This is a genomic window from Bacillus sp. ME78 (assembly GCF_903970865.1).
Classification (GTDB): Bacteria; Bacillota; Bacilli; order Bacillales; family Bacillaceae_G; genus Bacillus_A; species Bacillus_A cereus.
Genome location: NZ_CAJCKK010000039.1, coordinates 22,085 through 36,174 on the forward strand (window position 1 = coordinate 22,085; position 14,090 = coordinate 36,174).

Consider the following 14,090-nt stretch of genomic DNA (forward strand, 5'->3'; position numbering starts at 1 on the left):
CATAATAAAGGGGTAGTAAAGAATGCCTAACAGTCAAAAGATTCGTCATTCGTTATCATCTGCGCAGTCTGGTATGTGGTTTGCGCAACAATTAGATCCGCTTAATCCGATATATAATACTGGGGAATATGTAGAAATAAACGGAAATATTTATCAAGACATTTTTGAATTAGCTGTACGTAAAGTTGTAAGGGAAGCAGAGGCACTTCACGTCCGCTTCGAAGAGGATGAAATTGGCCCATGGCAAGTTGTTGAAGAATTACAGTTTCATATGCATTTTATTGACGTTCGTAAAGAAGAAAACCCAGAAGAAGCTGCTAAAGTATGGATGAAAAATGATTTATCCATACCAGTCAATTTGAAAAAAGATACATTATTTACTGAAGCACTTATTCAAGTTGAAAATAATCGTTTCTTTTGGTATCAGCGCATCCATCACATTGTGATGGATGGCTATGGATTTTCACTTCTTAGCCAAAAGGTAGCGAATGAGTATACATCACTTATAGAAGAAACAAACAAGAGTGAAAAGCCATTTGGTTCTCTTGCAAAAGTCGTGCAAGAAGATATCGAGTATCGTGAGTCTAAACAATTTCAGGAAAATCGTACTTTTTGGTTAGAAAAGTTTGCAGATGCCCCAGAAGTTGTAAGTTTGGCAGAACGAGCACCGAGAACATCAAATGGATTTTCACGAGAAACAGCTTATTTATCTAGTTCTAGCACGAAAACTTTACTAGAAGATATCAATATTTCGTTAACAAGTTGGCCGGAATTCATTGTGGCTGTAACAAGTATTTATATGCATAAATTAACAGGTGAAAATGATATTGTTTTAGGTTTACCGATGATGGGACGTCTAGGTTCTGTATCTATTCATACACCAAGTATGGTAATGAATTTAGTTCCACTTCGTATTACAGTAACTCCAAATATAACTCTTGCGGAATTATTGCAGCAAGTTTCTAAAGAAATCCGAGATGTACGTCGCCATTATAAATACCGTCATGAGGAATTAAGAAGAGACTTAAAGTTACTAGGTGAAAATCAAAGGTTGTTTGGACCGTTAGTGAATGTTATGCCTTTTGATTACGGGCTTAATTTTGCTGGAAATCGTGGTATTACGCATAACTTATCAGCAGGACCTGTAGATGATTTATCGATAAATGTATATAAACGTTTTGATCAAAATGAGCTAATGATTCATTTTGATGCGAATCCCGAAGTATATAATGGCGCAGAGCTAGCATTGCATAAAGAAAGATTTATGAATCTATTTGAATTAGTAATAAATAATTATGAGAAAAACGAGCCGATTGGAAAAATAAACATTACTCTGCCTGAAGAAAATCATAAAGTTTTATTGGAATGGAATGAAACGAAGGAAGACGATGAGTTAATCAGTTTACCTATATCATTTGAAAAACAAGTGCAAAAAAATCCAAATAAACTAGCGATTACTTGTGACGGTGTAATCCTTACGTATAAAGAGCTAAATGAACGAGCGAATGAACTAGCACATTATTTAGTAGAAGAAGGAATACGACCAAATCAGTTTGTAGCTTTAGTATTCCCTAGATCAATAGAAATGGTAGTTAGTATGCTAGCAGTCTTAAAGGCTGGTGCAGCGTATTTACCAATAGATCCAGAATACCCAGCAGAAAGAGTTAATTATATAGTAAATGATGCAAAACCATTTTGTATCATAACACATTCATCTGTTTCATCTAAGTTAGTTATAGAAAAGGATATGAAAAAAATTGTATTAGATGACGAAGAAACGAAACTAGCGTTACATACATATTCTCGTATGAATATAGCATGTAAGAATGATGTATCACTTTTAAACCCAGCCTATACAATATATACTTCAGGCTCAACAGGAAACCCAAAAGGTGTAATTGTTCCTATGAGAGGTTTAAGTAACTTTTTAATGGCTATGCAGCAAAAGTTTTCATTAAATGAAAATGATCATTTATTAGCAGTTACAACGTTTGCGTTTGATATTTCTGCTCTAGAAATTTATTTACCTCTTATTAGTGGTGCAAGTTTAACAATTGCGCAAAAAGAAGACATACAAGAGCCATCAGCATTAACGACACTTTTACAAGAAGAAAGAGTGACAATTATGCAGGCTACACCGACGCTTTGGCAGGCGTTAGTAACTGATTATCCAGAGAAGCTACAAGGGCTAAATATACTTGTTGGTGGTGAAGCTCTCCCAGCGCATTTAGCAAATAAATTAAAAGAATTAGGTTGTTCAATAACTAATTTATATGGACCAACTGAAACGACGATTTGGTCTACTTTCATGAACATTGATGAAGGTGAAAAGGGTATACCACCTATTGGAAAGCCAATTTGCAATACAGAAGTGTATGTATTGGATGCAGGGCTACAACCAGTTCCACCTGGAATTATTGGTGAATTATATATTGCAGGGGAAGGACTTGCAAGCGGATATTTAGGAAAACCTGAGTTAACAGCTGAACGGTTTGTTGCAAATCCTTATGGAGAATCAGGGAAGCGCATGTACCGTACAGGAGATCTTGTGAAATGGCGTAGTGATGGTGCGTTAGAGTACATTAGTCGCGCAGATCATCAAATTAAAATTCGTGGATTCCGAATTGAATTAGCTGAAATTGAAACGGTATTACAACGACATGAAAATATTCAACAAGCGGTAGTAATGGTACGAGAAGATCGTCCAAATGATAAACGCATCATTGCGTATATCGTTGCAGAAGAAAAGGAACCGATTAATCTTTCAGAAATTCGTTCTTATGTTTCAGAAAGTTTAGCGAATTATATGATACCATCGGCATTTGTTGTGCTAGAAGAATTACCATTAACGCCAAATGGTAAGGTTGACAGAAAGAAATTACCTGCTCCTGATTTTAATGGAATGAACAATGAGAGAGTTGCTAGAAATCCGAAAGAAGAAATATTATGTGATTTATTTGCAGAAGTACTAGGTGTTTCTCGAATTAGCATTGATGATAATTTCTTTGAAATGGGTGGACATTCACTTCTCGCATCTCGTTTAATGGCAAGAATTCGTGAAACGTTAAGTGTGGAATTAGGAATCGGGAAACTATTTGAATCACCAACTGTTGCCGAACTGGCGAAACAATTAAACCATGCAAAAAGTGCAAGACCAGCTATTCAGAAAGCAAGTAGGCCAAATGAAATTCCACTTTCATTTGCACAGCGCAGGTTATGGTTCTTAAATTGTTTAGAAGGTCCAAGTCCTACTTATAATATTCCGCTAGTCATTCGTATGAATGGAATATTGAATCGGGAAGCATTACAAGGTGCTTTTTATGATGTAGTTGAGAAACATGAAACACTTAGAACAATTTTCCCTAACGTATTAGGTAGTTCCTATCAGAAAATTTTAGATATGGAAAACTTAAATCTAGAAATGGTAATAACTAATACATGTAAAGATGAATTAGAAAGTGTACTTTCAAAGGCGGTAAGATATAGTTTTAACCTCGATATTGAGCCGGCAGTTCGTTTGCAACTTTTTACAGTGAGTGAAACCGAACATGTATTATTAATTCTATTGCATCATATTGTAGGTGATGGCTGGTCATTACAGCCGTTAACGAGAGATTTTACAGCGGCGTATAAAGCACGATGTCAAGGTGACAGAGTTCAGCTGGAGACACTACCAGTTCAATACGCAGATTATGCACTTTGGCAACAGCAATTGCTAGGTGATGAAACGACACCAGAGAGTCTTATTTCAACACAATTAGATTTTTGGAAAGAAGAACTTAAAGGTTTACCAGACCAAATGGAGTTACCTACAGATTTCCAGCGTCCAATTGAGACGAGTTACCGCGGGGAAACAATTCATTTTCATATAGATGAAGGTATGCATAGTAGGTTAGTAGAGCTTGCACGTAAAAATGGAGTTAGTTTGTTTATGGTATTGCAAGCAGGGCTTAGTGCACTATTTACAAGATTAGGTGCAGGCACTGATATACCAATTGGAAGTCCGATTGCTGGAAGAAATGATGATGTACTTTCAGATATTGTTGGTTTATTTGTAAATACATTAGTGTTACGTACAAATACGTCAGGAGATCCAAGTTTTAAAGAATTATTAAATAGAGTGAAGCAGGTAAATCTTGCAGCTTATGAAAATCAAGATGTTCCATTTGAAAGGCTTGTTGAAGTGTTAAATCCAGTACGTACTCGAAACAGCCACCCGTTGTTTCAAGTTATGTTAGCTTTTCAAAATACACCAGAGGCAACGTTTCATGTACCAGGTTTAGAAGCGAGCCTTGAAATTCAAAGCGTTGGTTCTGCAAAATTTGATTTAACATTTGAAATTAGTGAGAGTAACGAGGTTGATGGTACTCCGAACGGTTTACATGGATTACTAGAGTTTAGTACCGATTTATATAAACGTGAAACGGTTCAAAAACTAATAGAACGATTCATTTTGTTATTAGATGATGCAGCTACAAATCCGGATCAATCAATTGGCAGATTAGAAATATTAACTGTAGCAGAGAAAAATACAGTGTTAGAAAAGTGGAATGGTGGTTTTCAAATTGCACCAGAAATGACATTGCTACAATTGTTTGAAAAGCAGGCTCATATAAATGCAAATTCTATAGCTGTTGTCTTTGAAAATAAGAAATTAACTTATGAAGAGTTAAATAGAAAAGCAAATAAAATTGCTCGATTCCTAATAGCAAAAGGGATTGGTCCTGATCAACTCGTTGCTTTAGCGATGCCAAGATCATTAAACATGGTTGTAAGCTTATTAGCTGTTCTTAAAGCTGGTGCTGGATACCTTCCGTTAGATCCAGATTACCCAGCAGACCGCATTTCATTTATGCTACACGATGCGAAACCATCATGTGTTTTAACGAATTCAGAAGTGGAAATTGAATGTGATGAGACACTAAAAGTTTTAGTTGATGATGTGAAAGTAATAGCAGAAGTTGAGAAATATAGTGATGACAATATTGATGAAGTGGAACGAATTAAGCCATTATCTCCATCACATATTGCTTACGTTATTTATACGTCAGGCTCAACGGGTAGACCGAAAGGCGTTATGATACCTCATCAAAATGTAGTAAGACTTTTAGGAGCAACTGATCATTGGTTCCAGTTTGACGGAAACGATGTTTGGACGATGTTCCATTCATACGCTTTTGATTTCTCGGTTTGGGAAATTTGGGGACCTTTATTATACGGAGGGCGTTTAGTTGTAGTTCCACATACTGTAAGTCGCTCACCGAAAGAATTTTTACAGCTTCTTGTTAAAGAAAAGGTTACGGTTTTAAACCAAACTCCATCAGCGTTCTATCAATTGATGCAAGCAGATCGTGAAAATGAAGAGATTGGCCAAAAATTATCTTTACGATATGTTGTTTTTGGAGGAGAAGCACTTGAGCTAAGTCGCTTAGAAGATTGGTATAGTCGACATCCTCATAACGCACCAAAGCTTATTAATATGTACGGTATTACGGAGACGACAGTACATGTTAGTTATATTGAATTAGATGAAACTATCGTCTCTTTACGAGCAAATAGTTTAATTGGGTGCAGTATACCTGACCTTAAAGTGTATGTGTTAGACAACTATTTACAACCAGTGCCACCTGGAGTAGTTGGAGAAATGTATGTTGCAGGTGCAGGGCTTGCGCGTGGATATTTAGGAAGAGCAGGATTAACGGCTGAACGCTTTATCGCAGATCCATTTGGAAAGCCAGGTACAAGAATGTATCGTACAGGAGACTTAGCTCGCTGGCGTAAAGATGGGACGCTAGATTATATAGGACGTGCAGATCATCAAATAAAAATTCGTGGATTCCGAATTGAATTAGGAGAAATAGAAGCAGTCATAATGAAGCACCCTAAAGTTGAGCAAGTAGCCGTTATTGTACGGGAAGATCAACCAGGGGATAAACGGTTAGTTTCTTATATCGTTGCATCAAATAATGAAGCGATTGATACGAATGAAATGCGTCAGTTTGCTAGTGGTAGTTTACCAGATTATATGGTTCCATACGCTTTTGTAGTAGTAAATGAGTTACCTTTAACTCCAAACGGTAAATTAGATAGAAAGGCATTGCCAGCTCCAGAATTTATCGCATCATCTTCTAGTCGTGGTCCAAGAACACCGCAAGAAGAAATGTTATGTGACTTGTTTACAGAAGTGCTAAGTGTACCTCAAATTGGAATTGATGACGGATTCTTTGATCTTGGTGGCCATTCACTCCTTGCAGTACAGCTTATGAGCCGCATTAAAGAGGCGCTTGGAGTGGAACTAAACATTGGTACTTTATTTGCAGCACCGACTGTTGCAGGGTTAGCTGAAAGACTTGAGATGGGGAATGGTCAAAGTGCACTTGATGTGTTGCTTCCATTACGAGCAAGCGGGGATCAATTACCACTATTTTGTGTACATCCAGCAGGTGGATTAAGTTGGTGCTATGCAGGACTTATGAAATCTTTAGGAACAGATTATCCAATCTATGGTGTACAAGCACGTGGTATTGCTAAAAATGAAGAACTTCCAAAAAGTTTAGAGGAGATGGCGGCGGATTACTTGAAACACGTTCGTGAAGTACAGCCTCATGGACCATATCGTTTATTAGGTTGGTCGCTTGGAGGAAATGTTGTGCATGCAATGGCGGCGCAATTACAAAATGAAGGGGAAGAAGTAGAATTACTCGTTATGCTTGATTCTTACCCTGGACACTTCTTACCGAATACGGAAGCGCCTACTGAAGAGGAAGCGTTAATCGCATTACTTGCTTTAGGCGGATATGACCCAGATAACATGGATGGTAAACCACTTACAATGGAAAGTGCAGTTGAAATCCTTCGTAAAGATGGAAGTGCATTAGCAAGTCTTGAAGAAGAGACTATATTGAACTTGAAAGAAACATATGTAAATTCAGTAGGGTTGTTAGGGAAATATGTACCGAAAGTTTATAACGGGGATATCTTATTCTTTAGATCTACTGTTATACCAGACTGGTTTGATCCTATTTCTCCAAATACGTGGCTAAATTATTTAGATGGGCAAATTGTGCAGCATGATATTGACTGTAGACATAAAGATTTATGTCAGCCAGGTCCACTTACGGAAATTGGACAAGTATTAGCGAAATATTTGCAGAATAAGAAAGGGGTAAGTAGAGTATGACGAATCCATTTGAAAATGATAATTACACATATAAAGTATTAATAAATGAGGAGGGCCAGTATTCTCTCTGGCCTGCTTTTCTCGATGTACCTATTGGCTGGAGTGTCGTATATGAAGAAGCTAGTAGGCAGAGCTGCTTAGAATATGTTGAATATAACTGGAAAGATCTGAATCCAAAAAGTAATCAAGTTCGTGAAAAAACATTAGCAGGAAAACGATAATGAAAGCAAAACTAAATCCAAAAGTAGTCGTAAGTATCGTTTATATAACTGCGATGTTTATGGCTGCGATGGACGCAACGATTGTAAATGTAGCACTACAAACGATAAGTAAAGAACTACAAGTACCTCCATCTGCAATGGGGACGGTTAATGTTGGGTATTTAGTTAGTTTAGCTGTTTTCCTTCCGATTTCTGGTTGGTTAGGAGATCGATTTGGTACGAAAAGAGTATTTTTAATTGCTCTTTTCGTATTTACAATTGCCTCTGCTTTATGCGGAATGGCTAACGATATTACTTCATTGAATATTTTCCGTATCATTCAAGGTGCTGGTGGAGGGCTTTTAACACCGGTCGGAATGGCGATGTTATTTCGAACATTTTCACCAGAGGAAAGACCGAAGATTTCTCGGTTCATTGTACTTCCAATTGCTGTAGCACCAGCAGTTGGTCCTATCATAGGTGGTTTCTTTGTAGATCAAATGTCTTGGCGTTGGGCATTTTATATTAATCTACCGTTTGGAATCGTTGCATTGCTATTTGGACTTCTATTTTTAGCAGAGCATGTTGAAAAATCAGCTGGTCGCTTTGATTCTCTCGGCTTTATTTTATCAGCACCAGGATTTGCGATGCTCATATATGCACTCAGCCAGGGGCCATCAAAAGGGTGGATTTCTCCAGAAATTATGAGTACTGGGATAGCTGGGGTTGTATTCATTACATTGTTTATAATCGTAGAACTGAAAGTAAAGCAACCGATGTTAGATTTACGCTTATTAAAAGAACCAGTCTTTAGAAAGATGAGCCTTATATCATTATTTTCATCAGCTGGTTTACTAGGAATGTTATTTGTTTTTCCACTTATGTATCAAAATGTGATAGGAGTTTCCGCGCTGGAATCAGGACTTACGACATTTCCAGAGGCGATTGGATTAATGATTTCTTCACAAATTGTGCCATGGTCATATAAAAAATTAGGAGCGCGAAAGGTAATTTCTATTGGATTAATTTGTACCGTGGTTATCTTTGTTTTATTAAGTTTTGTAAATCACGATACGAATCCGTGGCAAATCCGCGCATTATTGTTTGGCATCGGTATTTTCTTAGGTCAATCTGTCGGTGCGGTTCAATTTTCTGCCTTTAACAATATCACGCCGCCTTCTATGGGGAGAGCGACTACTATATTCAATGTGCAAAATCGACTAGGTTCAGCAATAGGAGTAGCTGTTTTAGCTAGTATACTAGCTGGTTTTGGAAGTAATAACGCTCAATCCGATTTTTTACCATATCAAGCAGCACTAATTGGATCAGCAATATTTTTGCTCATAGCACTACTATTTTCTTTACGTATTTCCGATAAAGAGGTAATGTCAAAGAAGAAAGAAAAAACATTATCTGTATCAAAAAAAGAGAAAGTACTTGTCAATGAATAACAATATACGTATGCTTTCTTATGAAAATTGATATTCGTTGAATAAAGGAGAGTTTACATGATAGAAAGTAAAGTTGTAGATTCTGTTCCAACTTTGAATGAGAATGATTGTCAAATATGGTGGGCAAGAATTTCGGATTTACAATCATGGCATTACAAATTACTAAATGATATAGAGCAAGAGAAAGCAAATTCGTATCACCATTCGGCAGATCGAGCTCGTTTTATAATAGGTTGTGTAATAAGTAGATTAGTTCTCGGTAAGATACTTTCTATGTCACCAGTCCAAGTACCAATTGATCGAATGTGCTCAGTATGTAAATTGCAGCATGGAAGACCACAATTACCAGAAGGTATGCCGCAATTATCCGTTTCACATTCAGGTGAGTGGGTTGTCGTTGCTTTTACAAAATCTGCACCTGTTGGCATAGATGTAGAACAAATGAATCCAAATGTAGATGTTATGAAAATGGCAGAAGGTGTATTAACAGACATTGAAATAGCGCAAGTTATGAAACTGCCAAATGAACAGAAAATAGAAGGATTTTTAACATATTGGACTCGAAAAGAAGCGGTGCTGAAAGCGACAGGTGAAGGACTAATGATTCCGCCAGTACATATTACAGTATCAGCTCCAAATGATCCTCCAAACTTGTTGGTTTTTAAGGATAGACAAGAGTTAGCAAGTAATACAATGATGGAAGATGTAAGGCCTAGTTTAGATTATAGGGCCTCTGTTGCAATATTCAGTAAGGAAGTGACTGAAATTACGCAATTAGATGCGGCAGCACTTTTAAATCTTAAATAAAAAAATTATAGAAGAGGTGTTCCTCATGTTAGTAGCGGAAAATAGAAAGAATGAATTCACTTATAACGTACAAGCAATTAAAAATATTTTATTTTCTGGAGATACATCATCCATTCATGCTTTAGAAAAGCTTTTAAATGATACAGTTCAGTTTGATGTTATTGAACAAGAGGCACTTGGTAGACAGTACATTCCGAAAGAAGCAAAGAATTTCTTTGATAAAGATGGAACGTTTCTTTACCGTGTATCTAATGTTAGTTATAAAGGCAAGGTGTTATCTGAAAATCTAATTTTTGCAGACACTTCGTTTTTACCGGACGCAATAAAGAGTGAATTAGAGAGTGGAAATATTCCTGTTGAAAAGCTTATAGAAAAGATGGAAGTAAGAAGAAATGTATTATATGAAGGATATCAGCCATCTGGAAATATTATTGAATTGTTTGATGGATGTTCTGTTACAGCGAATGTGTATCCAACTAGAAAGTATCAAATTGTAAGTAAATGCAAATGTGTATTTTATATTTGTGAAGTGTATCATGCAGAGAATATAAAGCAATTGCTTAAATAAAACCAAGAAACCAGCCTATAAAATGGCTGGTTTCTTGGTTATTTAACAGCTTCTTTTAATTCTTTACCTGCTTTAAATGCAGGAACTTTACCAGCGGCGATTTGAATTTCTTCGCCAGTTTGCGGATTACGTCCTGTACGAGCAGATCTTTCGCGCACTTCAAAAGTTCCAAAACCGATTAGTTGAACTTTATCGCCAGATTGTAATGCATTAGCAATTGTGTCAAATACGGATTGTACAGCTGCAGAAGCGTCCTTTTGAGAAATATCAGCTGATTGAGCTACGTTTTTAATTAATTCTGTTTTGTTCATGTTTTCACCTCATAAAAAAATTTTTGGAATGAATGTTTTAGTATAATAGATAGTAAAGATAAAGCTATCACTATGATTAGATAGAATACTATATAATTATGTTAATTTCGTTGCAAGAGACTGAATCCCTTCTATTATTTAGGGATTAATTAAGAATCGATGCATATAAAAAGCTTTAATATGAGGATGAGGGGGAGTATATGAATGATTTTTCGTGAAAAAAATGAGAAGGAAAGTATATTAATTCGTCAACATGATCATGGTTTTTTAGCTGGAGAGATTGCAAAGCATATAAAAGAAGACTTTTTTGAAGGTAAAACATATTTAAAAGAAACAGTTGATGCAATATATGAGCATGACAGAGGATGGATAGAGCTAGATAAAGTACCAATTTTAAATGATGCTAAAAATATCCCATATACATTTATGGATTGTCCAAGCCCATTACGTTTTGTTTTTTATACGATTGGTTTGAATGAAATTGAAAACTCTAATCCATACGGGGCATTGCTTTGCAGTAAACATTTTTTATCATTTCCACTAAACGAGGAAGATGAAGAGATGATGTCATTTTATAAACATGAATTAGAACGACAAAAAAGAATTTTGAAAACGTTAACAAAGGAACAGTTTGCGATGTTTGATAAACATTATAGATTATTAAAGTTTTGTGATGAACTTTCTTTATACGTATGTATGAATAAGCCTGGTGTAAAAAAGAAAGATGAAATTGATTTATTTAAAGATGGTTTTGAAGGAACAGAAATGTTTAATAGTAAGGATGAGAAACTTATTCAAGCTGAATGGGTGGACGAGGAAACAATTCGGATTACACCATTTCCATTTCAAACGGAATTTCATACGTATGTAAAATATAAAACGATAAATAAGCATGAAATGAAAGAAAAAGGGATTGCAAAGGTTGATAGAGAATCGGAAACGAAGAAACAAATTATTCGTTTCATACAATAGGGAGGTAATATAAATTGAAAGATTATATATTAAAGCAGTTTGATTACCATGCTTGGGCTAATACTAGATTATTCGATCGATTAAAAGAGTTACCAAACTATGAGACAATTTTTAAGGAGCAGATACAGAGTGTATTCCCATCCATTAAGGATACTTTTGTGCATATTTATATTACAGATCAAGTGTGGTTACACATATTGCATGGTAAAAGTATGAATGAAGCAATACAAGACCGAGAAGATTTACGAAAACAAATTGAAACTAAATCGTTACATGAATTAGAAAAAATGTTTGAAAACATGGCAAATCAATATAAAGACTTTTTAATTACAATACAAGATGTGAATGCTGTATTTGTTATTGAGAACCCATATGCAGGGGCATTAGAAACTTCGATTTTAGAATTAGTGCAACATGTCGTAAATCATGGTACATATCATAGAGGAAATATAACAGCGATGATCCGTCAACTTGGTCATTCGTCGACAATGATGGATTTTGTACTGTATTTACATATGGTTAAAAAGCAGGGAGAGTAATATAGTTTGTAAGAAGGAGAGGCTTTAATTATAGAAGTCTCTCCTTCTATTTTATTCCGCATTCATGGTAGATCGACTGATTAAAGTTTTCTTAAGAAGCTTTATTTTCTTGTAATTGCTTAGCGTATTGTACAGCCTTAAATGCATTGACTCTACCATTTTTCCAGTACGTACCTGTACCACTAATTTTATCAGAAGTTGACTCAATAATTTGGCGGATTTGTGTATTGCTATATCCTTGATTTGCTAAAAGGGCAGCGACTCCTGCAACATGAGGTGTTGCCATAGATGTACCACTTAATGATTGATACGTACTTCCTTTATATGTGGAATATATATTTGAACCTGGTGCTGCAACATCTACCCAGCTACCATAAGTAGAGAATGAAGATTTTCTATCTGATTGATCTGTAGAAGCAACTGCAATTACTTCGCTGTAATAAGCAGGGTAATTAGCTTTTGTATTTCCAGCATTTCCAGCCGCTGCAACTATAACAGAGCCTTTATTCCATGCATATTGAACGGCTTGTTGTAATGCAGTACCACCATTTGGAGCTCCTAAACTTAAACTAATTACTTTTGCACCCGAATCAGCAGCTTCTCGAATACCTTGCGCTACAGCATCAAGAGTACCACTTCCTTGATTATCTAATACGCGGACAGCATAAATTGAAGTTTGTGGGGCAACACCAGCAATTCCGACGCTGTTATTCGTAAGTGCTCCAGTAATTCCAGCGCAATGTGTACCATGACCATTACCATCATCAGATGTATTGTCGTTATCAACATAGTCATGCCCGTAAATTACTTTCGAAGCCAAATCAGGGTGTGAGCCTTGAACTCCTGTATCAATAATAGCTACTTTTACACCAGGATCACTTCGTTGGCTATCCCAAGCTTGTGGAGCTTGAATCTTTTGTAATCCATATTGATTATTAAAATATGGGTCGTTTGGAGTCCAAAAGGCGTGAACGTAATAATTCGGTTCTGCATATTCCACATCTGGATTATTTTTATAACTCTTTATTTTTTCTTTTACAGTACCTTTTGAAAATTGTACGACTTCAAAACCTAACTTATCATCTTTAGATAAGACATTAGCTCCGACAGATTTATGAAAAGATTGCACATTACTTAAAGATGTATTTTGTTTGAACTTAACGATTAATTGGTTAGGAACGTAATCAGTAGATGATGTTTCAGCACTTGAAGTATTCGTGTTAAAGAAGAAACCACCAATAATAAATGATAAAACAGATAGGAAAACAATGATTTTGTTTTTCAAAAGATTTTTCCTCCCTTTTCTTGGATGAGTTTTTCAGCGACACTTTAATGTCGCATTCCTTTTCAACTATATAGTTAGACCATACGATTTATGACATTTATGTGAAAAACTTTTGGAGGAATAAAAAGGAGTAAACATTGATATAAATATATTTTTAATGATAGTAATTAAGTAAAAGAGGGGATGAAAAAAGGAATGCCCATCATGTATGAGTCATTCCTTTTTTCATAGATTAACTTGCCTGTTTTTTATTATTTTCTTTCAATTTCTCTGCTTGTAAAAAGCGATTCGTTTCAGCAACAACAATACTACTTAATCCAATTAGACCAATTAAGTTTGGAATGGCCATAAGTCCATTTGCAATATCAGCAAATGTCCATACGATTCCTAGCTTTAAATTAGCACCAATTGCAATCATGACGATAAAGATTGCTTTATAATATTTAACAGCACTTTCTCCGAATAAATAAGCTACACATTTTTCTCCATAATACGACCAGCCTAAAATAGTAGAGTAGGCAAATAAAATAATTGCGATACCGAGAATCATACTACCAGCAGTACCAAATACAGATTGGAATGCAAGTGTTGTAGCTTCAACGCCAGTTTTACCAGATTTCCAAGCACCTGTAGTAATTAATACTAGTCCTGTAATTGTACATACAATAAACGTATCTAGAAAAGTACCAGTCATTGAAACTAAAGCTTGTTTTGCAGGGGAATCAGTTTTTGCAGCCGCAGCAGCAATTGGTGCACTCCCTAAACCAGCTTCGTTCG

The 14,090-nt window shown here is 35.8% G+C and carries 10 protein-coding genes; 7 read left to right on the forward strand and 3 right to left on the reverse strand.

Annotation, left to right across the window (positions count from 1 at the left end; all coding sequences use genetic code 11):
* The first annotated feature begins 22 nt into the window (after positions 1–22).
* Genes H6481_RS25600 through H6481_RS25620 form a run of 5 tightly spaced genes read left to right on the forward strand, consistent with a single transcriptional unit; the run spans position 23 to position 10,206 of the window.
* Entirely contained in the window at positions 23–7,180 is a 7,158-nt protein-coding gene (locus tag H6481_RS25600; RefSeq protein ID WP_182813551.1) for a non-ribosomal peptide synthetase, read from the forward strand.
* A complete protein-coding gene (locus H6481_RS25605) occupies positions 7,177–7,401 on the forward strand; it encodes an MbtH family protein (protein ID WP_000184060.1) in 225 nt (74 codons plus the stop codon). Before H6481_RS25600 ends, H6481_RS25605 begins: the two co-directional genes overlap by 4 nt.
* Entirely contained in the window at positions 7,401–8,831 is a 1,431-nt protein-coding gene (locus H6481_RS25610) for an MDR family MFS transporter (protein WP_023521874.1), read from the forward strand. The genes H6481_RS25605 and H6481_RS25610 overlap by 1 nt, the downstream gene beginning before the upstream one ends.
* A gap of 57 nt (positions 8,832–8,888) precedes the next feature.
* Positions 8,889–9,638: a 4'-phosphopantetheinyl transferase Sfp gene (sfp, locus tag H6481_RS25615; protein ID WP_023521875.1), complete on the forward strand. Its 750-nt coding sequence runs from the start codon at positions 8,889–8,891 to the stop codon at positions 9,636–9,638.
* A gap of 25 nt (positions 9,639–9,663) precedes the next feature.
* On the forward strand, positions 9,664–10,206 hold the full coding sequence (locus tag H6481_RS25620; RefSeq protein ID WP_000959124.1) for a hypothetical protein: 543 nt from the start codon (positions 9,664–9,666) through the stop codon (positions 10,204–10,206).
* 38 nt (positions 10,207–10,244) lie between these two features.
* Here H6481_RS25620 and H6481_RS25625 read toward each other — a convergent pair whose 3' ends face one another.
* Positions 10,245–10,517: an HU family DNA-binding protein gene (locus tag H6481_RS25625; protein ID WP_001043905.1), complete on the reverse strand. Its 273-nt coding sequence runs from the start codon at positions 10,515–10,517 to the stop codon at positions 10,245–10,247.
* 204 nt (positions 10,518–10,721) lie between these two features.
* On the opposite strand from H6481_RS25625, the gene H6481_RS25630 reads away from it, so the two are divergent.
* Positions 10,722–11,489, forward strand: coding sequence for a DUF3891 family protein (locus tag H6481_RS25630; RefSeq protein ID WP_023521876.1), 768 nt, complete (start codon positions 10,722–10,724; stop codon positions 11,487–11,489).
* Between the two features lie 14 nt (positions 11,490–11,503).
* Positions 11,504–12,028 (forward strand): DinB family protein, encoded by a 525-nt coding sequence (locus H6481_RS25635; RefSeq protein ID WP_023521877.1) that lies wholly within the window; start codon positions 11,504–11,506, stop codon positions 12,026–12,028.
* A 91-nt stretch (positions 12,029–12,119) separates the two neighbouring features.
* On the opposite strand, the gene H6481_RS25640 is transcribed toward H6481_RS25635, so the two are convergent.
* Positions 12,120–13,313, reverse strand: a complete 1,194-nt coding sequence (locus tag H6481_RS25640) for a S8 family peptidase (RefSeq protein ID WP_065483475.1) — start codon at positions 13,311–13,313, stop codon at positions 12,120–12,122.
* Between the two features lie 232 nt (positions 13,314–13,545).
* A partial coding sequence (locus H6481_RS25645; protein WP_182813553.1) for an alanine:cation symporter family protein occupies positions 13,546–14,090 on the reverse strand: 545 nt, incomplete at its 5' end.

Bases quoted from the DNA above. Each gene is read 5' to 3' on its own strand.
- H6481_RS25610 (WP_023521874.1), top strand. From the start codon at position 7,401: ATGAAAGCAAAACTAAATCCAAAAGTAGTCGTAAGTATCGTTTATATA.
- sfp (WP_023521875.1), top strand. From the start codon at position 8,889: ATGATAGAAAGTAAAGTTGTAGATTCTGTTCCAACTTTGAATGAGAAT.
- H6481_RS25605 (WP_000184060.1), top strand. From the start codon at position 7,177: ATGACGAATCCATTTGAAAATGATAATTACACATATAAAGTATTAATA.
- H6481_RS25630 (WP_023521876.1), top strand. From the start codon at position 10,722: ATGATTTTTCGTGAAAAAAATGAGAAGGAAAGTATATTAATTCGTCAA.
- H6481_RS25600 (WP_182813551.1), top strand. From the start codon at position 23: ATGCCTAACAGTCAAAAGATTCGTCATTCGTTATCATCTGCGCAGTCT.
- H6481_RS25620 (WP_000959124.1), top strand. From the start codon at position 9,664: ATGTTAGTAGCGGAAAATAGAAAGAATGAATTCACTTATAACGTACAA.
- H6481_RS25625 (WP_001043905.1), bottom strand. From the start codon at position 10,517: ATGAACAAAACAGAATTAATTAAAAACGTAGCTCAATCAGCTGATATT.